Raw genomic sequence first — 22,728 nt, forward strand, 5'->3', positions numbered from 1 at the left:
TCCTTAAAAAAAAAAAAATGCTTTGCCTAATTATGAAAAAAATCGACCCAAAAGGATCGATTTTTTTTTTATTTATATAAAGCTTTATATTGTTTTAGTTCCTTCTCTGAGCAATAAACGAAATGTCCAGGTGCAACTTCCCGCATTTTTACCTCTTCACCCTCCGCGTATTGGTGGATTTTCGGATCGTACGTTTTTCTGACGCGAGAACGCTCATAATCAGGATCCGGAAGTGGTATCGCTGAAAGTAATGATTGTGTATACGGGTGCAACGGATTATTATAAAGATCATCAGCAGGAGCTAGTTCTACTAATTTTCCGAAATACATAACTCCGATACGGTCACTAATATATTTCACCATAGATAGGTCATGGGCAATAAACAAATAGGTTAACCCTTTTTCTTTTTGAAGTTTCTTCAATAAGTTAACAACTTGGGCTTGAATGGACACGTCCAGCGCAGAAATTGGCTCATCGGCAATAATAAATTCAGGTTCTACTGCTAATGCCCGTGCTATTCCAATACGCTGTCTCTGTCCACCAGAAAATTCATGAGGATACCGGTTAGCATGTTCACGGTTTAAACCAACTGTATCAAGTAACTTATAAACTCTATTCATTCTATCTTCTTTAGACTTTGCTAGACCGTGTATATCGATACCTTCCGCAATAATATCTGCAACCTTCATTCTAGGATTTAATGATGCTTGTGGATCCTGGAAGATCATTTGCATTTTCTGATTAAATTTTTTTAATTCAGAACGGGATTTTTTAGCGTGAACATTTTCACCATTATATAGTACTTCTCCACTTGTCGCGTTATATAACCGAATAATGGTTCTGCCTGTAGTCGATTTCCCGCATCCGGATTCACCAACAAGTCCCAGCGTTTCTCCCTTATATATATCAAATGAAATATCGTCAATAGCTTTTACTTCATTTGCTTTTCCTTTATTAAAATATTGCTTTAGATGTTTTATTTCTAATAATTTTTCATTGCTAGACATTCTTTACGACCTCCTTATTCAGAGAGGTATCTGCCTCATTATGAAATTTACGCATGCGTTTTTTAACTGCAGCAGGCGGCTCTACTTTTGGTGCATCTGGATGTAATAGCCATGTTGCTGCATAGTGAGTTTCAGATATTTTAAACATTGGCGGTTGCTTCTCCAAGTCGATTTTCATCGCATATGCATTACGAGGTGCAAAGGCATCGCCAACTGGTGGATGTAATAAATCCGGTGGTGTACCAGGTATTGCATATAATTCTTCATCATCTGTATCCAAGCTAGGCATCGAACTAATTAATCCCCAAGTATATGGATGCTGAGGATTGTAGAAAATCTCATCTACCGTTCCAACCTCCACAATTTTTCCGCCATACATAACCGCTACACGGTCAGCCACATTTGCCACTACTCCCAAATCATGTGTAATAAAGATAATGGAAGTGTTAATTTTCTTCTGCAAATCCTTCATTAGTTCTAATATTTGTGCCTGAATAGTTACGTCAAGTGCTGTGGTAGGCTCATCTGCAATAAGGATTTTAGGATTACAAGCAAGTGCGATTGCAATAACGACACGCTGTCTCATCCCGCCTGAAAATTGATGAGGGTATTGTTTAAAACGAATCTCTGCTTTCGGAATACCAACCATTTTCAAAAGCTCTATGACACGTTTTTTTGCTTCACTCTTACTTAGGTTTTGATGTTTTATCAAAGGCTCCATGATTTGTTTTCCAACTGTCATAGTTGGATTTAACGATGTCATTGGATCCTGAAATATCATAGATATTTCTTTTCCTCTAATTTTTTGCATTTCCTTATCGGATAATTTCGTTATATCTTTACCTTCAAATAATATTTCACCCGATTTAATTTCGGAATTATGGCTAGGTAATAATCTCATGATTGTCTTTGTGGTTACAGACTTTCCAGACCCAGATTCTCCCACAATTGCAAGTGTCTCGCCTTCATTTAATTCAAAGTTGACACCGCGAATTGCCTGGACCTCACCAGCAAAGGTATGGAATGAGATATGAAGATCATTTACTTCTAATATTTTTCCCATTTATTTCACCCCACTTTTAATCACGCATCTTCGGATCTAGTGCATCACGAAGACCATCGGCTAATAAGTTGAACGCAATCATAATAATACTCAAAATAGCAGCCGGGAATAGCATTTGATACGGAAGGAATCTTAACACTTTATATCCGTCCTCAATTAGGGTACCTAATGAAGCTTTAGGTGCTTCAAGACCCAAACCAATAAAGCTTAAGAAAGATTCAAAAAATATAGCACTCGGAATGATAAACATTGTATTGATAATAATAACGCTGGCCATATTAGGAATTAAATGTTTGAAAATAATCTTTCCATCTTTAGCTCCTAATGTTTTTGCAGCTAATACATATTCCTGAGATTTCAACTTTAGGATTTGCCCGCGAACGACTCGGGCCATACCAACCCAACCGGTAATGCTCAAAGCAACTGTAATAGATAAGATCCCCGGCTTCAATATTAATATCATGAGGATAACGACAACTAGATCAGGGATACCGGATAATACTTCGATAATCCTTTGCATAACATTATCTACTTTGCCGCCGTAATAACCGGAAATAGCTCCATATGCAACACCAATAACCATATTAATTGCTGCAGCAAGAAATGCTATATATAAGGAAATACGTGTTCCTTTCCAAACACGTGTGAAAAGGTCGCGTCCTAATGAGTCTGTTCCAAACCAATAATAATCCTTGATGCCCTTTTGTTCGTAAAGATTTACTTTTTGTCCTCCAACGTTTTGTGTTCCGTCAAAGATCCCAAGTTTTTCTATTCCAGGAATACGTGGAGGCAAGTTAGATTTTGTAAGGTTTTGATTATTGAATCCATAATGGTTTATATGCGGCCCAATAAATGCCATCAGTATTAATAATACAAGCAAAACCAGACTCACAATAGCACCCTTATTTTTACGAACACGAAGCCATGAATCTTGCCAAAATGATAAGCTTGGCTTTTCAATAACTTCCCCTTTTGCTGCATCTATATGGGCGGGTTGAAATTGTTCTGCTGAAATTTTTTCTTCTACTATCATTATTTTTTCCCTCCCGATAAACGGATACGTGGGTCAATCACTCCATATAATAAATCGACGATTAAAATGATGACGACTAACATAATGGCAAATAATAATGTTGTACCCATAATGACTCCGTAGTCATTTGTGGTAATCGATTGAACGAATTGGTTCCCAATTCCCGGAATTGAGAAAATATTTTCAATTACAAGGGAGCCTGTCATTAAACCAACTGCAAGCGGTCCCATAACCGTAATCAATGGAATTAATGCATTTCTAAATCCATGTTTGAAGGCAATTTCAAAGGCACTTGCACCCTTTGCTCTTGCTAAAACGATATAATCGGAACTTAACACATCAATCATTTCGGTTCTCATGAACCTTGCTGCAATCGCAATTGGGAACATGGCCAATGCTATTGACGGAAGAATCGTGTAGGAAAATCCGTTCCAATAAGCAACAGGCAGCCATTGTAACTTTGCACCAATCCATAATTGTAAAACGGCTGCAAATACAAAAGATGGTATCGATTTTCCAATAACAGCGATTAAAGTGCTTCCGTAGTCTAACCAAGTATTTTGTTTCAATGCTGCCAATACACCTAAGAGTATACCGACTATAGTACCAAAAACTAATGCTTCAATACCTAAAGTTGCGGATGGTCCGATACGTTCGGCAATAAGGGTGGAAACATCGCGGTTATCTAATTGGAAAGAAGTACCTAAATCACCTCTTAATAGATTCAACATATAATGGGCATATTGTACAGGCACTGGATCATTTAATCCATATTTCTCATTCATAATGTGAATCTGTTCAGGTGATAATTTTCCCTGAGCGTTAAAAGGAGTTCCCGGCATTAGCTTCATGAGGAAAAACGTGATCGAAGCGATGAGAAATAATGTAATAATCATATAAATAACACGTTGGACAAAGTATTTCGCCATTACTGCACCTCCTAAAAAACCTTCAATAAAAATTAAAAATTCGTCAAAGTTCGACAATTTTAAAGTAGGGAAAAAGAGAGTACATCTGTTTATATACTCTCTTTCCATCTGTACTTGTTACATAAATTTATTTTTGAATAGATGCCCATTTGTAGCTGTAACCAGGACCAAATGGATGTTTTACAATTCCTTTTACATATGGTTTTTGTAAAACGGCAATTGCTTTTTGATAAATTGGAGCAATCGCTGCATCTTTTTGGATAAGAATTTTTTCAGCATCTAATTGCATTTGGAAATATTGATCTTTCGTAACCCCTTTGCCTAGTTTAGAATAGGCATCGTTTACTAACTTATCGTACTCAGGGTCAGAATAGCTCATTCTGTTTTGATCTCCACCAGTTAGGAACAAGTTAGAGAATGTGTATAGGTCAAGATAATCTGGACCCCAACCAGCAAATTCAATATCGTAATCTTGTTTATTATCACGGTCTAGACGAACTTTAAATGGCGGTTCGCTTAATGTAATAGTTAAGCCTGGTAAATTCTTTTCTAATTGACCTTTTAGGTATTCATCCATTTTTTTAGCAGAATCCGTATCGCCGCTTAATAATTCTAATGACACTTTGGATTTGCCAATTGCTTTTAAACCTTTTTCCCAAAGAGCTTTAGCTTCTTTTGCGTTATATTTCACTAAATCTCCATTTGCTTTACGAACATCTTCCCCGCCTGGAGTTTTAAGGAAATCTTTTGGATACAAGCCATTCGCAGCAGTAGAACCGTTTGCAAGAATGGTTGTTGCCATTGCTTCTTTATCAAATGCCATTGAAATTGCTTTTCTAATATCTGTGTTAGCTAGAGCAGTTTTTTGATTTGAACGTTCTTGGTTGAATTTAAGGTAGTAAACAGTTGGATCGGATAATACTTTATAATCCGGATTACTTTTGTATTGAGCCGCATATTCACCGCTCAGTACACCCCAGTCAAGTTTATTTGTGTCATATAGGTTGATAACTGTTCCAGGATCCTTAACTACGTTTACATTAATTTGAGAAAGTTTTACAGAATCTTTATCCCAATAGTTTGGATTTTTTTCATATGTCCAAGAATCTCCAGTTCCGTTCCATTTTGTTAAAGTGAACGGACCGTTGTAAACCATGTTGTCACTGTTAGAAGCGTATTCTTTCCCTTTAGATTCAATATATTTTTGATCCATTGGGTAGAATAACGGGAATGTCATTAATGATTCGAAGTATCCAATAGGATGTTCCAATGTTACTTCTAAAGTTTTATCATCGATTGCCTTAACACCTAACTCTTCAGGTTTTTTCTTTTTCGCTGCAATCTCGCTAGCGTTTTTGATAACGCCGCCCATCATATATGCACCATATGGTGATGAATTTTTAGGATCGATTGCTTGTCTCCAAGAATAAACGAAGTCGTTTGCTGTTACAGGATCTCCATTAGACCATTTTGCATCACGAAGTTTAAAAGTATAAACAGTTTGATCTTTACTTACAGTTGGCTTTTCTGCAGCCATACCAAGTACAGGAGTTACTCCATCTTGGCCAAGTCTCATTAATCCCTCGAATACTTGGTTCATTGCATTATAGGATACGGCATCTTGTGCCATAAAAGTATTCATTGTCGGAATTTCTGCAGATTCCATAATATTCAGAACTTCTTTACCACTTGCATTACCTTTAGATGCACTAGAATTGCTACTATCAGAGCTTTTGCTTCCACAAGCTCCAAGAATCATACTTAGAACTAATGACAGTGCAAGTAGAATTCCTAATCTACCTTTTGTCTTTCTCATAATCTTCCTCCCTTTTCCTATTTTTCTGAAAACTTTCTACATTGTCTATTATACATTTTTTTTTGAATTTGTACATAAATTATATTAAAAAAATAAAATTCAAAACATTTAAGCGCCTATTTTTACCAAATTATATACGATTTAACAGTTGTCATTTGGTTAATTAAATTTTGTGAAATAGCGAAATTATTGCATTTCTACCCTCATTACTTACTTAGTTGATTATTTGTTCCATACTATTTATTCTTTTACTATAGAGGTGATATTTTTGATAAAAAGACTTGTTTGGTGGTTTTTTCCATCACAAATATTAGTGTTTCTGTTATCTTTTATTAGATACCACGCTATTGGATTGCTTCAATATATAAATATTTCTTTCATTATTGGGGGAATTCTACTATTTATATCCATATCAATCTTCATTCTTAATACTGGATTTTTCGATGTTACTGCTGAAGGATTTAGACGGGTGTTTAATAAAAATAAGTTATCAAAGGAAGAACTTGATGAAATGAGGCCAGTTTCAGAGCTAATTACATTTAATTATAAGCCTATGTTTTATAACGCTCTAATAATGTTGCTTCTAATGGCTTTCGCATTAATTCTCTATTATTATGTATAAGAATGAAATATTTAAAAAGTTTAAAAATTTGGAGGGAACTTTATGAAAACAATATTTTCAGGTATTCAACCTAGCGGAACGATCACTCTGGGAAATTACATCGGAGCATTAAAACAATTTGTTGATTTACAGGAAGAATATAATTGTTATTTTTGCATTGTAGACGAGCATGCCATTACAGTTCCTCAGGATCGCTTACAATTACGCAAAAATATTAAAAGCCTTGCAGCATTATACTTGGCGGTTGGATTAGATCCGAATAAAGTAACCCTTTTTATTCAATCCGAAGTGCCTGCACATGCCCAGGCAGGTTGGATGCTTCAATGTATTGCCTATATCGGTGAGCTGGAAAGAATGACTCAATTTAAAGATAAATCAGCAGGAAAGGAAGCCGTTTCAGCAGGACTATTAACATATCCACCGCTAATGGCTGCTGATATTCTCCTATACGGAACCGATTTGGTGCCTGTCGGCGAAGATCAGAAACAGCATATGGAATTAACGAGAGATTTAGCAGAAAGATTTAACAAAAAATATAATGATATTTTTACCATTCCGGAGATTAGCATCCCGAAAGTTGGTGCCAGAATTATGTCCTTACAGGATCCAACCAAGAAAATGAGTAAATCGGATCCAAATTCAAAGGGATATATTTCCTTGCTTGATGATGCTAAAACGATTGAAAAGAAGATTAAAAGCTCTGTTACAGATTCGGATGGGGTTGTAAAATACGATAAAGAAAATAAACCTGGAATTTCCAATCTACTTTCCATTTACTCCATCTTAGGCGGTCTGCCTATTCATGAGATAGAGGAAAAATATGTAGGAAAAGGATATGGTGATTTTAAACGGGATTTAGCAAATGTTGTAATGGAAGCTTTAACACCTATTCAAGAGAAATATTATTCCCTAATCGACTCTCAAGAATTAGATGATATTTTAGATATGGGTGCAGAAAAAGCAAATACAGTAGCAAAAAAAATGCTAAAGAAGATGGAAAATGCTATGGGGTTAGGTAGAAAACGATAAAAAAAGAACTGGAAGCTTGTCCAGTTCTTTTTTTCATCTATAGGAGTTCACTTTTGGAGCCATTTTCCATCTCCCAAAGTTTTTCAAAGAATGGCTGTCCTTTAATCAGGTTTTCACATAGATTAGCATGCTTTTCTGACCAGCCAAGCTTTACCTCTGTATAGAGTCTCTCCCATACTGTTTCAAATTTCATACTTTGAATTTCCTGATAACATTCTGGTGCCCATTCAGTGTACCAATAACGAATCTCTGCTGTATTTTTGGACGAATATAACTGGTCTAATGCCATAAAAAGGAGCTGTTTTAACTGTCTTTCCTTTCTTGTTAATCCGTTCATTAAAAATGGCTCAGGGGAAAGTATATGATATCCCTTTTCATTTTTCTTTATTTCAAATTTATAAGAGATTGGTTCATGGTCTTGAATCATATCATATACTAACTGTTCCTGTCTTGGAATTAAACGGCTTTTACGAATCGGAATTTGATAACCGATTGTATCCACTGCTAATATCCCTTTGCCATCTGTTACGACAAAACAATAATCTACCTGAATTCGTTCATGATTTTTTCGTAAATAGGCTTTCTGATAAATATCATTTAGTAGTCCTTGTGGAAGCTCTCCTAAATCATTCTCTATGTATTCAAACAATACGGACTCAATCAGCAGCAGTGGAACTTGATCTAATAGTTCAATAACATCATCTCGACGCCATTCGTGAAAATGGCATACATTGTAACCATTTTCTTCCCCTTCGAACCAATTTACCCATACATCATGAAGATACAGCATTTGATTAACCCCTCGCTTCATAACTGTTTATCAAACAGTATAGGCAGCAAGGAGTTAAATTATTCCTTCGACATTATTGTTCATTTGGAAATTATTGTTCAAGATACTCTTAATGTTCCTATAAACATAATTTTAGAGGACACCAGTTCCGTTATGCGTGACAAAATGGTCTATTTCCGTATGATTCCGGACTCACGTTCCGTTATTCTGTTAAAAAACAGTGATTTTCATCTGTTTTTTTGCAAATAACGAATTCTGTGTCCGCTTAACCTTTAAATTAGGCCATTTTTTAAAAATAACGGATTCTGTGTCCGCTTAAAGCTTAGAGCTTGGAGTGTTTTTAGTTTTCCTCGCTGTCTTCTATTCTAAAAAATCGTCTATGAGCAAGTTTTCTGAGGGAGTTGCTAATGTTTTTTCGATGGAGAATGGATGATTCTTTTTATACTCAGATATGATTTTGTACCCAAGCGCGTATCCCATCATTCTTGGAACAAATTTTCTGCCGAAAAGAAGATCATCATGCATCCAATTTCTTCTGTTAATCATTAACCTTTCTTTAAAATCACTTTTCCAAAATCGCTTTAATAGCTTTTCAGAATAGCCTCTTGTCCATTCGGCAAGATATTTTTCACCACAATACTCTTCCACTGCCGTTTCTGCTAATCCTTCCAGTATAAGCGAATCCAATAATGTGTAGTCAAGAGGCATCTTTTGAAGATTATTCATTCTTGCTGCATGATGATATTCATGGACAAAAAGTGCTTCCAACTCCTTCAAATCTTGAAGAGGAGAAAGAAATAAATACAGATTTTTTTCAAATGTAACACCTGATTTTCCATTTGTTTGCCTCATTAATTGGCGATTTACACCATTTATAGGGAATATATATATATTAACTTCAGGTCCATTCCATAAGTTTTTATATTTTTCATATAATCGATTTACTTTTTGCCAGTAAGACCCTTCTTTTAATGCTTCAAAAATATTTTTATTAAAACTGGAAGGCTGGTACATTCCGAAGCTTTTTAAATACTGATAGAAACCACGGTCTTTTCTTAAATTGGAGGTTCCTCTTGTTCTTGAACAAATTTCCTCCGGAGTGTTAAAAGATTCTTCTAACCATTTATCCGTCCTTATTACCCCATTTTTAAACACCTCCCTATCCACTACAGTATATGTTTTTGCACAAAAAAAGAGATAGGCTGTGAAAACCTATCTCTTTAACGATTTATTTCTCAAACTTTTTAAATACAATCGTTGCATTATGACCACCGAAGCCTAAAGAGTTACTCATGGCAACAGAAATTTCTTGCTTACGAGCTTCACCTGGCACATAGTCCAAATCACATTCTGGATCAGGAGTTTCAATATTAATAGTTGGAGGAAGAATACCATCTTTTATCGCTAAAATACTGAATATTGCTTCTACACCGCCAGCTGCGCCAAGGAGGTGTCCTGTCATGGATTTTGTTGAGCTTATCGGTAATTTATAAGCGTAATCGCCAAAAACAGTTTTTACTGCCATTGTTTCAAATTTATCATTGTAATCTGTACTTGTTCCATGGGCATTAATATAATCGATATCCTCTGGGTTTAACCCTGCATCGTTAATAGCCATTTTCATAGCGCGAACTCCGCCTTCACCGCCTGGTGCTGGTGCTGTGATGTGATGAGCATCACCTGTCGCGCCATAACCAACGATTTCAGCATAAATTTTCGCACCGCGTGCTAAGGCATGTTCTAATTCTTCCAGAACAATGATTCCAGCCCCCTCGCCAATGACAAAACCATCGCGGTTTAAGTCAAAAGGACGGCTAGCTGTCTTTGGATCCGGATTTGTAGAAAGTGCTTTATTGGCACTAAAGCCAGCAACAGACATATTGGTAATTGGCGCTTCAGCACCACCTGTTATCATAGCATCAGCGTCTCCACGTTGGATAACTTTAAATGCATCTCCAATTGAGTTTGTTCCAGTTGCACAAGCCGTTACTGTACAAGAGTTAATCCCTTTTGCACCAAGAAAAATAGAAACTTGTCCTGCAGCCATATCAGGAATCATCATTGGAACAAAAAATGGGCTCACGCGACGGTATCCTTTTTCCATGAATACTCGCAATTGATTTTCGTATGTTTCCATTCCGCCAATCCCTGAACCAATCCAAACTCCAACACGTGAAGCATTCTCATCATTGATCGTTAAATCTGCGTCCTTCACAGCCATCATGGAAGCTGCAATAGCATAATGTGTAAAACGATCCATTTTCCTAGCTTCTTTTTTCTCAATAAAATTTTCAATATCAAAATCTTTTACTTCCGCAGCCACTTTTGCAGGGAAATCATCTGGATTTAGTCTTGTTAATAGACCAATCCCTGAATTTCCCGCAAGAATATTTTTCCAAGCAGTCTCTACATCATTCCCCACAGGAGTGACTGCTCCTAAACCTGTTACAACAACACGTCTATTATTCATTTTAAATCCATCTCCTTTTTATATAACCCAAGAAGATTGTTATATTTTCCAAATTTCCATTTAATCTTCTTATTAGTAATCTTATCTTCCCCATCTTAGAGCTATTGAACCCCAAGTAAGGCCACCGCCAAAACCAACAAGAACTACTACATCATCCTCTTTAATTCTTCCTGCTTCTACATCTTCCACAAGTGAGATTGGAATGGAGGCCGAAGAGGTATTCCCATATTTATTAACTGTTTTAGACATTTTTTCAATAGGGAGTTCAAGGCGTTGTCTTGCAGATTCCATAATGCGTATATTTGCTTGATGCGGGATTAGGAAATTTACATCTTCCTTTTTTAGTCCTGCTTTTTCAATTACCTTTTCGCTGGACTCTCCCATTTGTCTTACTGCAAACTTAAATACTTCACGGCCATTCATAATAATATGACCATGCTCATTTTCGTATAAATGCTTTGCTCCGACACCAGCTGCACCTAAGTCAAATGCCAATATTCCTCTTCCTTCTGATACAGGTCCAATAATAGCTGCACCAGCACCATCTCCAAATAGAACAGCCGTGTTTCGGTCCTCCCAGTTTGTGATTTTCGAAAGCTTTTCAACACCAATGACTAACACATGTTTATACGTATTGGTTTCAATAAACTGTTTTGCTGTTACAACTCCATACATAAATCCCGAACAAGCAGCACTAATATCCATTGCTGCTGCTTTCGTTGCACCGAGACGATCCTGGAGGAGGCAAGCTACAGATGGGAAGGGCATATCTGGTGTTACTGTTGCTACTAGTATGAGATCAATATCTTCAGCTGTTAAATTTGCATTTTCCAATGCCTTTAAGGCTGCCTCGTAAGCCATATCCGAAGTATTTATATCATCAGACGCAATTCGTCTTTCTTCTATACCAGTACGAGTTCGAATCCATTCATCTGAGGTGTCCATCATTTTTTCCAAATCAAAATTCGTTAATACCTTTTCTGGACTATACTTACCAATGCCAATTATTCCTGCATTCATAGTTGCCTTCCCTTCTTTCTGCGAAAATATTATTAAACCGTCTTTTCTAAGACTGTTCATAATCTAAACCCTAATGGTACTTATGATGCTTCAAAAGCGATAAAAAATTAAGTATCAATTATTATGACCTGCTACTAATTATAGCAGGACGACCCATTTTTGTCACTCTGATAGTTTACCTGTGTCAATCGTCTATTCTCCCAATCAAATTTATGCATATCGTATCATGATAGGAGGTGTCTATTGATGAGTGAGGAGGAACTTAATCAGACTGGTGAAGAAATGAAAGCAGAAACAGGACAACAACAAGAACAAGAACAAAATACACGGCCAGTACATCCATTCGATTCAATGTTTTTTGGGAATAGAAACCGCCAAAATCGTAATGACCGGCAAAATCGCAGCCAGCCTGCAACGAATGATTCACCTCAGATGGATGGATGGTTAAACAGTATTCTTAATAATAAACATTTGAGCAATGTTAATATGGATGAATTAATGACCCATGTAGATCAATTAATTGTTTCTTTAAATGAACTGAAACCTATGTTTAAAAAAGTCGCACCAATGATTCAAAGTTTTATACAGAAAGAAAAAGAATAAAAATCAGCATTCTTTTGCTGATTTTTATCTTTTTCACTATTCCTCTAATGCATCCTTTTTTCCTAATTCATACGCTTCATTCATGACATTTGTAAATAGTTCCATAAAAGGAGACAACATTTCAAAGGATAATTCAATTCCCGCTTCATCAAGTTTTGCTTTTGCTTCAGGCAAATATTTCATTGCTATTTGCATAAATTCCAATGATTTATCTTGGTTCATCTGAGCTTTTTCCTCCTGCCATATCTTTTGGAAGTTTTCCCTTTTTAATACCCTTTTCAAGCTTTTAACGGCATTTGTTATAAGCTTTATTTTTGTTTGCATTTCATTATAAGCTGACCAAATGAATATGCACACAATATTGCCAGTTATTTATGTTGCAACATATTCTCACCATGTCCAAAAAATTAATTTCCTAAATATTATGCCGAAGTAAAAATAAGAAATTTCCACCTACAAATTCTATCAGAATGAATGGTTAGATTTCCACTTTATTCTACCCTTGAAAGCACAAATTGGGAAGTGTCATTCATAAAATCGTTTAAAACACTCCATTTGCATGATTAATCCTTCTTGATAGGAACGCTGTTCTTTAACATTTATTATTTGTATATCACTATTATCGATCATTTTTTTTTCATCGGGCATTGAAAAGGATTCATTTAGAAAAAGGATACAATTCCGCCAAGTATCAGATTGCACATTTCTCAGCAATAAGCTTTGCCCATGTTCAGTTGCTTTCGTATTGCCTACAATTTCTTTTACAGCATCCTCAATAAAAATAGCATCCCGCTGATCATCTAAATAATCATCTGTCGGTTTCCCTTCAATCAATTGCTGAAATAAATAAGTATTAGGCTGCCACGGACCATATAAAGTCGGAGCATAATATTCTACCACTTTTTTTATTCTATTGTTTTTTTGAAAAATTGTATGCAATTTACTTTTATCCATATCTGAAAATGAATGATAATATTGACTTGGATAAATGATGTGATATTCTGTAATGTTTTCCATTTGAATTAGATTTTCAACAGTATTTAGTAAATCATTCATTTTTTCAGAAGACCGTAGAAAATCAATAAAAGGGATAAAACAAACTGTCTCAGAATCTATTTCATCCCTTATTTCTTCTATTGATAGTCGCATTAAATTAGCATTTCTCCCGATTTCCAACCATTTTTCCAAATGAAATCTTTCTGCCTGCTCTTCATTATCTATCGCAATAACACTGCATCCGCGATTTAATAGTTCCTTACAAATTTCAAATCCGACAAAATGCATTGCACCACAAACGATTGTACTTTCCATCCTGTTCCCCCTTTCATATACATGTATCGTATGCACACATATTTATTTCATGAATATTTACAAGTCGTTTTCTTGTTCTTTTAGAAAAGAAATCAATTTATTCGTCATATTCATTTGCTGATCAGATAAAACAAAATGGAATGTTGATGGAGAATGATTCCTATTTCGTTGCTCCATTATTTCCTTTAATCGTTCTGTTTGACTTTTATAGCTGTTATTATCAATCCTTTGAAAAATACACAAGCCTTTCTTCATTTCGACTAGATTAGTTGTAATATCTTCTTGCCACTCTTCCGGATTTCCTTCTCCTTGTTGTTGAAAGGCAAATTGTACTTCTCTGAGCAACTTTTTATAAAAAAACTTTCCTCTTTGCTCTTGATTCATATGCGCTTCTAATGATACACAAGGAGAGATTAATACAAGGGACCTTATATTCTCCTTTAAAAACGGAATTAGCTTAATTGCCGCCAATGCTCCCATTCCCTCCCCTAAAACATGAATCTTATTATTTAATATTTCTTGACGAATTATATATTGATATAATCGAAAAGCATGTTTTACTGCAATATCATTTCCCCAATTACGTCCAAAAAGATTGGAATAGTAAACCAAATATCCTTCGTTTGTAAATGCACTTATCATCATTTCCCTGCCTTTGTTTTCTAACCAAAAACTCGTTTCATCATTCACATAATGCTGAGTGTCACCAATAATGAAAATAGCAAAACCATTTGGTTTTTCGGGATAGTGAATCATACACCACTCTTGTTCGAATTGAAATGTTTCATTAAACATAAAGATTTCTCCTTAAAAGTAAATACAAAACATTGCCTCTTTTCCTCTAAGGCATTTGTCATATTTCAATACAATGTATTCCCAGCGATTAAAAAATGTAAGGAGAAAAGCCCAATTATTCCATAATTGGGCAGAAAATAAGAAAAGAAAAGCGCCTTGCTCATCCTCTGGAAGATAGCCAATGGTGTTAGACAAAGGGCAAACTCATGAAATATTAAGCTTAAAACTTCCTAGAATTTTCACTTTCTAAAAATGAGAAGCTATGATAAGATGTAAGCGGATAATAATATTTTTCATATACATAAATTACAGCAGATTTGAGGTGTTATAGATGAAATATTTTTGGACTTTGTTCTGGACATTTCTACTTGTACAAATGTTAGGATATGTAGGAAGTGCAATGACTGATACTCAATATTCTATTGGTACTATGTCGATTTTAAGCGTAGTCGTAACAGTTATGATTTTTATCCTGTCATCTGTTATTCCTAATTCACCTGCTACAGAAGAGTAAAAAATAACCTCGCAATCGCGAGGTTATTTTTTTATGAAAACCTTTATTTGATTATTATTTAATCCTATCTCAATTGTATTGTGGGGATGAACATGACCTGCAATAATTTCCCTAGCTAATTTTGTTTCGATTTGTTGTTGAATGAATCGTTTTAATGGACGGGCACCATAGACTGGATCATATGCAGAAGTTGCGATCCAGCCTTTTGCTTCATCTGTCATTTCAAGATTTATATATTGATCGCTCAATCTCTTTTGAAGTTCATCGACTAGCTTCGAAACTATTCCTTTAATATCTTTCATGTTCAGTGGCTTAAATAATATAATATCATCGATTCTATTTAAGAACTCAGGTCGGAAGGACGCACGAAGTTGTTTTAATACCTTTTCTTTCGTTCCCTCATCAATTTCATTTTCGTTATTTTCTCTTTCCAACAGGAAGGCGGATCCGATGTTGGATGTCATAATGATTACGGTATTTTTAAAATCGACCGTTCTTCCTTGAGAATCGGTAATTCGCCCATCATCTAATGCCTGCAATAAAATATTAAATACTTCCGGATGTGCCTTCTCAATTTCATCCATCAAAATAACGGAATAAGGTTTCCTTCTAACTGCCTCCGTTAATTGGCCGCCTTCCTCATAACCTACATATCCTGGAGGCGCCCCAATTAGTCTGGATACAGCATGCTTCTCCATATATTCCGACATATCGATTCGAATCATTTGCTCTTCGCTATCAAATAGCACTTGTGCCAATGCTTTTGCCAACTCTGTTTTTCCAACACCCGTAGGTCCGAGGAAAATAAAGGAACCTATTGGCCGATTTGGATCTTTAATCCCAGCTCTAGCTCTCAACACTGCATCGCTCACAGCACGAACTGCCTCATCCTGTCCAATGACTCGCTCATGTAAGATACTTTCTAGCTTCAAAAGTTTCTCTCTTTCCCCTTCCACTAATTTGGAAACCGGTATTCCCGTCCACCTGGCAACGATGTCAGCAATTTCTTCTTCCGTGACTTCCTCACGTAAAAGCTTATTTTCTCCTTTATGCTCTGCAAGTGTACCCTCTAACTCCTTCAGTTCTTTCTCTACTGCTGGTATTTTCCCATGACGTAATTCAGCCGCTTTATTTAAATCGTAATCGTTCTCTGCTTCCTCCAGTTGTCTCCTCAGTTTTTCAAGTTGTTCGCGTTTTTCCTGAATTGTTGACAATTCAGTTTTTTCAGCTTGCCATTTCGCTTTCATCGCATCCGCTTTTTCTTTGAAATCCGCCAATTCTTTTTGCAAAATTGCTAAACGTTCCTTACTCGCTTCATCAGATTCCTTCTTCAGTGCAGCTTCTTCAATTTCCAACTGCATCACACGTCTTGTTACCTCATCTAATTCGCTAGGCATTGAGTCTATTTCTACCCGTATCGTTGCGCATGCCTCGTCAACAAGATCAATCGCTTTATCTGGCAAAAAGCGATCGGTGATATAGCGATTGGATAATGTTGCTGCCGCAACTAAAGCACGATCATGAATATTTACACCGTGATGAATTTCGAACCGTTCCTTAAGCCCGCGTAAAATAGAAACAGTATCTTCCACCGTTGGCTCCTGTACCAGTACTTGTTGAAATCTTCTTTCCAAGGCCGGGTCTTTTTCAATATACTTGCGATATTCATCTAGGGTCGTCGCACCAATACAATGAAGTTCTCCCCTTGCAAGCATCGGTTTCAACATATTCCCTGCGTCCATCGCACCTTCCGTTTTACCAGCTCCAACAATGGTATGTAATTCATCAATGAATAAAAGAATACGGCCTTCACTCTTTTTTATTTCCTGAAGAACTGCTTTCAGTCTCTCCTCAAATTCACCTCGGAATTTAGCTCCAGCAATTAAAGATCCCATATCTAAGGCAAAAATCGATTTATCCTTTAACCCTTCCGGTACATCCTTTCTAACAATACGTTGGGCTAAACCTTCAACAATCGCAGTTTTTCCGACACCAGGCTCGCCAATTAAAACAGGATTATTTTTCGTTTTCCTTGATAAGATTCGGATTACATTGCGTATTTCACTATCTCTTCCTATTACAGGGTCAATTTTTCCCTCTTTAACAGCAGCTACTAAATCTCGTCCATATTTTTTCAAAACATCATACGAGCTTTCCGGATTTTGTGATGTCACCTTTTGATTCCCCCTTATTTGCATGATTTCCGAAAGTAATTTATCTCTCGTTATTTGTTTTTTTATTAAAAAACTGGATATCTCATTATGCTGTTGGTTCGTTAATCCAAGAATTAAATGTTCTACGGAAAGATACTCATCCTCTAATTGTTTTGCTTCCTTTTCGGCATCTAAAAATAGCTTTTGTAAATTGGATGAAAGATATTGCCCTCCGGTACTAGTGCCGGACACATTTGGTTTTTTCTTTATTATCTCATCTATTAAGGCTTCCAAATCCTGTTTGGCGATGCCTGCTCTCTCATAAATACTAACCAACAAGCTATCCGGTTTTTCAGTTAGTGCTTTCCATAAATGGACGATATCTACCTCCGGATTCTGCATATTGTTGGTAATTTGTTGGGCTTCCGCCAAGCCTTCCTGTACGGAAAATGTCATTTTATTTATATCCACTTTTTCATCACCCCAAGTGTGAATAATGATAAGTTTATTTTATGCTATATATTACCAAAGAGCAAAATTGTAGGTTGCTTATGTGTTTTACATATGGATTATCAATAATGTTTCAATAACCTCACAAATTGTTTCCGGAAAATTATTCGTTTATTATGTGAAATATAATTAATTCAGGCACTTCTCCGAATAATTCAAGCACTACTCAAAATAATTCAGTCAAACACATCAGTCCATACAAAAAGCCATCCAAATCAGGATGGCTTAAGGTTTGCGCTTATATGTCCAATGACGCTCATCATTTGAGGTTTCCGGGAAATGATCTCCCGCTTTTAGTCTGATACTTTTCGGATTAATCACCATACTGCCATTTTCTCCAACTTCCACATACACTCCGTTATTAGGAGCTTTATCTCCGGAATGAAATCGGCGTCGTTGTCCCATACGGTTTTCCCTCCTTAAAGTAGCGTCAATACTATTTTGCATCATTTCAGAAGGGACATAAGCGTATGTTTTTTCCATTTTAGCTTATGCAGTTTTTTTCATTGTTTTTGCCTTCTTCATTTGTAATAAATCCTAAACCGAATTGATTACAAGGGCATCGTTTTGAATAAATTTTATTTATTTTTAACCCAAAAAAGGCTGTTATTTTAAGTTTTCAAATTAAGAAAAGGGCTTAGCTAATGCCTAAAGCGATTTTTGCATAACGAGACAAGCGGTCTTTTGACCATGGCGGATTCCAGACAATGTTCACTTCTGTTTCCTTCACTTCAGGTAAATCCCGCAGTGCCGTTTGAACCTGGTCAACTATAACACCAGCTAGCGGGCATCCCATTGCAGTTAATGTCATAGTAACTGTACATTTCCCAGAATCATCTAAATCTAAATCATATACAAGCCCAAGATTGACAATGTCTATTCCAAGCTCGGGGTCAATTACTTGTTCTAAAGCACCAAGAATACTTTCTCTTAGTTCCTCATCCATTCTAATTCACTCCTTCATATCTTTAATCATATCATAGCAAACTTGACGTAAAAAAAGAAATTAAACATCTTTAAAGCCATCTTTCAAACCAATCCACTGTTTTCAACAAGCCATTTCTAGAAACCTTATGCCCTGAATTCTTATCTGTTATGAACTCTAATCGTTCTGGAGCTTCAGCATACAAATATTGAATCGTTTTATAAAAATCATATGTAGGCTGGTAAGGAACCATGTTATCTTTTACACCATGCCAGAATAAAATAGGACGCATCTTAATTAATTCTAAATGTTTACTTAAATCATATTCCTCCAAAGCGGATATTTGGTCCTGCAATTCCTTATCGGTCAGTGGAATTTTGATGCCGTTATTCTTTAATTTTTGAATTTGTTCAAGAGCAAATGCCTCGTAATTTGGACTTCCCATTAAAATAACTGCCGCTTTAATCCAATCGTATTTTGTTAAGGCACCAGATGTAATAATCCCGCCCATGGACGTTCCAACTAGTCCAATTCTATCTGCGTCTGTATTACCGCTTTTCACATAATAATTCTTAATTACATTAATTTCATGGATTGTTTTTAAAATAATCTCCCAAAATTTAAACAACACTTCCATTTGAGACGATTCTGTCTGTCTTTCACCGTGAAACAAAATTTCAGGTAAAACTACTCTAAAACCTTTTTCAGCTAATAAATAGGCGTAATGAAGATTATGCTCTTTTGCTGATTCAAACCCATGAATAAAAATTACAAGAGGGGCTTTTTCTTTAAAAACCTGATCCTTCCCAACATGTAAAACTGGTATATCTTCTATCATTTCTTTTTGTATTTGAATCACAGTGATGGCTCCTTCTGACACATATTCCTTCTAATTATTACTATTATTTAGTATATTGAAACTACAAACATTTTTTTAATATTTCGATTGGCTAAATTGTATATTTAGTTTAGGGCATCTTTTCATAAAAAGGCATTCACTTATAAAAAATGAGTTTCATTCTACACATGCAGCACTAAGAAAAGAGCCTTTCCCAAAGACAGTTTATCAAATTTACTTGGATTTTCCCAAAGATAAGAATCAGCAAAGGAGAAATCAAATGTCACAACGACCGCACTTAATTGCTTTAGATTTGGATGGCACCCTTCTTACAGATGACAAAAACATTTCGGAAAGAAATGCCCGCACTATAAATAAGCTTCAGGAGCAAGGCCATATTGTCATGATTTCAACCGGGAGACCATTTAGATCCAGTAAAAGATATTATCAGGAACTAAACTTGAAATCCCCTATCGTCAATTTTAATGGCGCATTTGTTCATCATCCATTAGAAGCAGATTGGGGCATGTACCATCAACCTATTGGTATTGATATTGCAAAAGATATCGTCGACACTTGTCATCAATATAATATCCATAATATTATTGCGGAAGTACTGGACCATGTCTATTTGCACTATCATGATGAAAAGTTATTGGAAATATTCCATTATGAAAGTCCAAAAGTTACAACAGGAAATTTACTTTCCTTCCTACAGGATAATCCAACTTCATTATTAATCCATGCTGAAGAAAAAGATGTACCAAAAATTCGCGCGACTCTGTCAGATGTTCATGCTGAAGTGATTGACCATAGACGTTGGGGCGCACCTTGGCATATTATTGAAATTGTTAAATACGGATTGAGTAAAGCAAATGGCATTGAAAGAGTTGCCAATTATTACAACATCCCTAAGGAGAATATTATTGCTTTTGGTGACGAGGACAATGATTTTGAAATGATTGAATATGCGGGAATTGGCGTCGCAATGGGCAATGCCATTAAGCCGCTTAAGGATTTAGCAAATCATGTTACTGCAAGCAATATGGAAGACGGAGTTTCTGTATTTTTGGAAGAATTTTTCAAGCTTAAATAACAATCATTCCATTTTTTTACCTGATTTGAATGCGGTGTGAAATCCATACTATTTAAAGAACGGATCTTTATTCGTTTAATTCTAGCGAAGGACGGTGTTTCGTTTGGGTAAAAGAAACAAATCGAAACGTTTTGTTCAGCAAGGAAAAGATGCAGTATCCAAGCATGATGAGCGCTTTCCATACCGATCCACATATGCTGAAGCAGAAGAACGTCAGCTAGAGTTCATGAAGGAATCTTCATTAGGAGGAGTCGAATAATGACAAATAGGTTATTTCAACAAGCTAAGTTTTTTGTTGAAAGAGCAAAAGGATCTCCTAATGATGAACAAGCGATGCAAAAGGCAAAGAATGCACTTTCCTCCGCATTCGCAAATTCTACCATTGCCGAGCAAAATCAATTAAGTGAAATGCAAAATGAGTTAGAACAATTGAAATAGCTGCCGGTTTTTGGCAGCTATTTTTTTAGATTTTGAATAAAAATCGGTTCGTCTTTTGAATTAAAGATGGAAAAAATCAGTGACTCGTTCTGTGCAAAAATTTCATGTGGAAGACGAAGTGTAATTTGAAATGTGTTTGTATCCCCAGAAATTCGTATGGCTTTTTTCTTCAATATAATTCGATGCCCATCATCAACTGTATAATAATATTTTTCATTAGAATCCTCTAATACACCCTTAATGGTGTAATTTCCAGCCCTGCCTTCGATTTGGATGTCATGCAAAGAAGGCACCGTAAATTCTTGTTTCGTTACATATTGTGTGGATTTAGGAATGCCGTTTATTTTAGATGGCAATAATTCTGCTATTAAAGTGTATTTTCCGGAAGAAATTCTTTGTCCATTGCTTTTATAATCCCAATTAATGGTCCAGACTTTTTCCTTTCCGCTTGGTATATTTACATATTGAAATGCTTGTAAATAAAACCTTCCTTTGCTTAAACGAAAAACTTCTCTCTTTCCGTCCATTATAGAAAAATCGTATAGCTTACTTGTCGGAAATTCCAATTTCACATCCTTATCAGAATTATTCCGAACAATTAATTTTATTTCCAAATGATCAGCATAGGCCTTTAGTTTAGCATCCCATGATACCATAGAAGTACTATCCTCCCCCGTGGCATACGCAAATTCAGGTAAAACTAACATCATCAAACAAAGAAAACGAAGAATTTTTTTCATGGTGATCTCCCTTCCAAAAATGGAAAAATCTCACCACATAGTATGTTCCATCCTTCCGAAATTAATCCTTCCTAAAAAACCCGTAAACTGCCGTTGTTTGCACAACATTTGTAAATGCATTTGGATCTACCTCTTTAATGATATGTTCCATCTCATATAATTCATACCGAGTAATGACAATCATTAACATTTCCCGATCCTCATTTGAAAACGCTCCTTTAGCAGGAATTAATGTAATTCCGCGCACAAGCTTAGCATGGATGGCCTTCTTCATCTCTGTAGGAATTTTCGTAATAATCATGACCGTTAATTTTTGATGGCGTGTATGGATAGCATCAATAACCCTTGTCGATGCATATAATGAGACAAGCGTATAAAGTGCTTTATCCCATCCGTATAAATATCCCGCTGTTACAATAATGACTGCATTTAAAGCAAAATAATAAATTCCAACCGGTTTATCTTTCATCCTTGATAAAACCATAGCAATAATATCGAGGCCACCTGTCGATGCTCCGAACTTTAATGTGATTCCGACACCAATTGCAGTCAGGACGCCTCCAAATACTGCATACAACAGAATATCTCCGGAAGCTTTATGTACGGGAATAATCTCTAAAAAGACAGACATTAAAACGACGGACACAAAGCTATACAATGTGAATAACTTTCCGACCTTTAGCCATCCAAGGATAGCAACTGGAATATTTAATATTAACAAAAGCAATCCCATCGACAAATGTAATGGAGTATATTGGTTAAAAATATTGGATAAAAGCTGTGCAGCTCCACTAAACCCACTGGAGTAGACATTTGCTGGTTTTAAAAAATAGTTCATGGCAAATGCATTTAAAATAGCACCTACTAGAACGACAACTATTTTTTTACCATGTTCTATTAGAAGTTCCTTTTTCATAAAAAAATCCTCCTCATTCTTACTATTCACCTAATTAGAGGAAGTTCATACCAAAACGATTGTGAAATTTAGGCAAAATAGATAAAATTAAAGGAAATATAAATCGAAAG

General features: G+C 35.8%; 25 protein-coding genes. 7 read left to right on the forward strand and 18 right to left on the reverse strand.

The window, feature by feature from the left end; translation table 11 throughout:
- Nucleotides 1–68: 68 nt before the first annotated feature.
- The 5 genes from NSQ59_RS18705 to NSQ59_RS18725 all read right to left on the reverse strand — a co-directional run bounded on the left by NSQ59_RS18705 (nt 69) and on the right by NSQ59_RS18725 (nt 5,848).
- Nucleotides 69–1,007, reverse strand: coding sequence for an ABC transporter ATP-binding protein (locus NSQ59_RS18705; protein WP_055740778.1), 939 nt, complete (start codon nt 1,005–1,007; stop codon nt 69–71).
- The gene (locus NSQ59_RS18710; RefSeq protein WP_055740779.1) at nt 1,000–2,070 is read right to left on the reverse strand and encodes an ABC transporter ATP-binding protein; all 1,071 of its coding nucleotides are present in this window, start codon (nt 2,068–2,070) and stop codon (nt 1,000–1,002) included. Before NSQ59_RS18710 ends, NSQ59_RS18705 begins: the two co-directional genes overlap by 8 nt.
- 16 nt (nt 2,071–2,086) lie before the next feature.
- The gene (opp3C, locus tag NSQ59_RS18715; protein WP_055740780.1) at nt 2,087–3,103 is read right to left on the reverse strand and encodes an oligopeptide ABC transporter permease; all 1,017 of its coding nucleotides are present in this window, start codon (nt 3,101–3,103) and stop codon (nt 2,087–2,089) included.
- Nucleotides 3,103–4,032, reverse strand: a complete 930-nt coding sequence (opp3b, locus tag NSQ59_RS18720) for an oligopeptide ABC transporter permease (RefSeq protein WP_340832403.1) — start codon at nt 4,030–4,032, stop codon at nt 3,103–3,105. The genes opp3C and opp3b overlap by 1 nt, the downstream gene beginning before the upstream one ends.
- Before the next feature lie 127 nt (nt 4,033–4,159).
- Nucleotides 4,160–5,848 carry a peptide ABC transporter substrate-binding protein gene (locus NSQ59_RS18725; protein ID WP_340832404.1) on the reverse strand — a complete coding sequence of 563 codons (1,689 nt, stop codon included), beginning with the start codon at nt 5,846–5,848 and terminating at the stop codon, nt 4,160–4,162.
- Nucleotides 5,849–6,116: 268 nt separating this feature from the next.
- Here NSQ59_RS18725 and NSQ59_RS18730 point away from each other — a divergent pair, with 268 nt between their 5' ends.
- Both NSQ59_RS18730 and trpS read left to right on the forward strand, forming a co-directional pair.
- On the forward strand, nt 6,117–6,470 hold the full coding sequence (locus tag NSQ59_RS18730; RefSeq protein ID WP_055740783.1) for a DUF3899 domain-containing protein: 354 nt from the start codon (nt 6,117–6,119) through the stop codon (nt 6,468–6,470).
- 42 nt (nt 6,471–6,512) lie between these two features.
- Nucleotides 6,513–7,499, forward strand: a complete 987-nt coding sequence (gene trpS, locus NSQ59_RS18735) for a tryptophan--tRNA ligase (RefSeq protein WP_340832405.1) — start codon at nt 6,513–6,515, stop codon at nt 7,497–7,499.
- Nucleotides 7,500–7,536: 37 nt separating this feature from the next.
- On the opposite strand, the gene NSQ59_RS18740 is transcribed toward trpS, so the two are convergent.
- The 4 genes from NSQ59_RS18740 to NSQ59_RS18755 form a co-directional block, all read right to left on the reverse strand.
- Nucleotides 7,537–8,289: a YjbA family protein gene (locus tag NSQ59_RS18740; RefSeq protein WP_055740785.1), complete on the reverse strand. Its 753-nt coding sequence runs from the start codon at nt 8,287–8,289 to the stop codon at nt 7,537–7,539.
- A gap of 360 nt (nt 8,290–8,649) precedes the next feature.
- Nucleotides 8,650–9,444, reverse strand: a complete 795-nt coding sequence (locus tag NSQ59_RS18745; protein ID WP_055740786.1) for a DUF2268 domain-containing protein — start codon at nt 9,442–9,444, stop codon at nt 8,650–8,652.
- A gap of 73 nt (nt 9,445–9,517) precedes the next feature.
- Nucleotides 9,518–10,759 (reverse strand): beta-ketoacyl-ACP synthase II, encoded by a 1,242-nt coding sequence (fabF, locus tag NSQ59_RS18750; RefSeq protein ID WP_055740787.1) that lies wholly within the window; start codon nt 10,757–10,759, stop codon nt 9,518–9,520.
- Nucleotides 10,760–10,840: 81 nt separating this feature from the next.
- Nucleotides 10,841–11,779, reverse strand: a complete 939-nt coding sequence (locus tag NSQ59_RS18755) for a beta-ketoacyl-ACP synthase III (protein ID WP_055741273.1) — start codon at nt 11,777–11,779, stop codon at nt 10,841–10,843.
- A gap of 246 nt (nt 11,780–12,025) precedes the next feature.
- On the opposite strand from NSQ59_RS18755, the gene NSQ59_RS18760 reads away from it, so the two are divergent.
- Nucleotides 12,026–12,382, forward strand: a complete 357-nt coding sequence (locus NSQ59_RS18760; RefSeq protein WP_340832407.1) for a hypothetical protein — start codon at nt 12,026–12,028, stop codon at nt 12,380–12,382.
- A 36-nt stretch (nt 12,383–12,418) separates the two neighbouring features.
- Here NSQ59_RS18760 and NSQ59_RS18765 read toward each other — a convergent pair whose 3' ends face one another.
- The 3 genes from NSQ59_RS18765 to NSQ59_RS18775 all read right to left on the reverse strand — a co-directional run bounded on the left by NSQ59_RS18765 (nt 12,419) and on the right by NSQ59_RS18775 (nt 14,488).
- Nucleotides 12,419–12,604 carry a ComZ family protein gene (locus NSQ59_RS18765; RefSeq protein WP_055741274.1) on the reverse strand — a complete coding sequence of 62 codons (186 nt, stop codon included), beginning with the start codon at nt 12,602–12,604 and terminating at the stop codon, nt 12,419–12,421.
- A 303-nt stretch (nt 12,605–12,907) separates the two neighbouring features.
- Complete coding sequence (locus NSQ59_RS18770; protein ID WP_340832408.1) at nt 12,908–13,693, reverse strand: hypothetical protein; 786 nt, start codon at nt 13,691–13,693, stop codon at nt 12,908–12,910.
- Between the two features lie 57 nt (nt 13,694–13,750).
- Nucleotides 13,751–14,488: a hydrolase gene (locus NSQ59_RS18775; protein WP_340832409.1), complete on the reverse strand. Its 738-nt coding sequence runs from the start codon at nt 14,486–14,488 to the stop codon at nt 13,751–13,753.
- A 331-nt stretch (nt 14,489–14,819) separates the two neighbouring features.
- Here NSQ59_RS18775 and NSQ59_RS18780 point away from each other — a divergent pair, with 331 nt between their 5' ends.
- Nucleotides 14,820–15,002 carry a YjzD family protein gene (locus NSQ59_RS18780; RefSeq protein ID WP_055740791.1) on the forward strand — a complete coding sequence of 61 codons (183 nt, stop codon included), beginning with the start codon at nt 14,820–14,822 and terminating at the stop codon, nt 15,000–15,002.
- A gap of 23 nt (nt 15,003–15,025) precedes the next feature.
- Here the strand turns inward: NSQ59_RS18780 and clpB are convergent, their stop codons facing one another.
- The 4 genes from clpB to NSQ59_RS18800 form a co-directional block, all read right to left on the reverse strand.
- A complete protein-coding gene (gene clpB / locus NSQ59_RS18785) occupies nt 15,026–17,626 on the reverse strand; it encodes an ATP-dependent chaperone ClpB (RefSeq protein ID WP_340832410.1) in 2,601 nt (866 codons plus the stop codon).
- Between the two features lie 264 nt (nt 17,627–17,890).
- Nucleotides 17,891–18,070, reverse strand: coding sequence for a YjzC family protein (locus tag NSQ59_RS18790; protein WP_055740793.1), 180 nt, complete (start codon nt 18,068–18,070; stop codon nt 17,891–17,893).
- 232 nt (nt 18,071–18,302) lie between these two features.
- Entirely contained in the window at nt 18,303–18,611 is a 309-nt protein-coding gene (locus tag NSQ59_RS18795) for a metal-sulfur cluster assembly factor (RefSeq protein ID WP_055740794.1), read from the reverse strand.
- A 70-nt stretch (nt 18,612–18,681) separates the two neighbouring features.
- Nucleotides 18,682–19,449, reverse strand: coding sequence for an alpha/beta fold hydrolase (locus NSQ59_RS18800; protein WP_340832411.1), 768 nt, complete (start codon nt 19,447–19,449; stop codon nt 18,682–18,684).
- Between the two features lie 259 nt (nt 19,450–19,708).
- Here NSQ59_RS18800 and NSQ59_RS18805 point away from each other — a divergent pair, with 259 nt between their 5' ends.
- The 3 genes from NSQ59_RS18805 (at nt 19,709) to NSQ59_RS18815 (ending at nt 20,962) form a co-directional block, all read left to right on the forward strand.
- Nucleotides 19,709–20,524: a Cof-type HAD-IIB family hydrolase gene (locus tag NSQ59_RS18805; protein WP_055740796.1), complete on the forward strand. Its 816-nt coding sequence runs from the start codon at nt 19,709–19,711 to the stop codon at nt 20,522–20,524.
- Nucleotides 20,525–20,627: 103 nt separating this feature from the next.
- On the forward strand, nt 20,628–20,783 hold the full coding sequence (locus tag NSQ59_RS18810) for a hypothetical protein (protein ID WP_163258612.1): 156 nt from the start codon (nt 20,628–20,630) through the stop codon (nt 20,781–20,783).
- Nucleotides 20,783–20,962: a DUF3813 domain-containing protein gene (locus NSQ59_RS18815; protein ID WP_055740797.1), complete on the forward strand. Its 180-nt coding sequence runs from the start codon at nt 20,783–20,785 to the stop codon at nt 20,960–20,962. Before NSQ59_RS18810 ends, NSQ59_RS18815 begins: the two co-directional genes overlap by 1 nt.
- Before the next feature lie 17 nt (nt 20,963–20,979).
- Here the strand turns inward: NSQ59_RS18815 and NSQ59_RS18820 are convergent, their stop codons facing one another.
- Nucleotides 20,980–21,702 (reverse strand): BsuPI-related putative proteinase inhibitor, encoded by a 723-nt coding sequence (locus NSQ59_RS18820; RefSeq protein WP_055740798.1) that lies wholly within the window; start codon nt 21,700–21,702, stop codon nt 20,980–20,982.
- Nucleotides 21,703–21,763: 61 nt separating this feature from the next.
- A complete protein-coding gene (locus NSQ59_RS18825; protein ID WP_340832412.1) occupies nt 21,764–22,618 on the reverse strand; it encodes a YitT family protein in 855 nt (284 codons plus the stop codon).
- Nucleotides 22,619–22,728: the final 110 nt, after the last annotated feature.

Origin of the sequence: Margalitia sp. FSL K6-0131, assembly GCF_038008735.1 — a bacterium.
Classification (GTDB): Bacteria; Bacillota; Bacilli; order Bacillales; family Bacillaceae_C; genus Margalitia; species Margalitia shackletonii.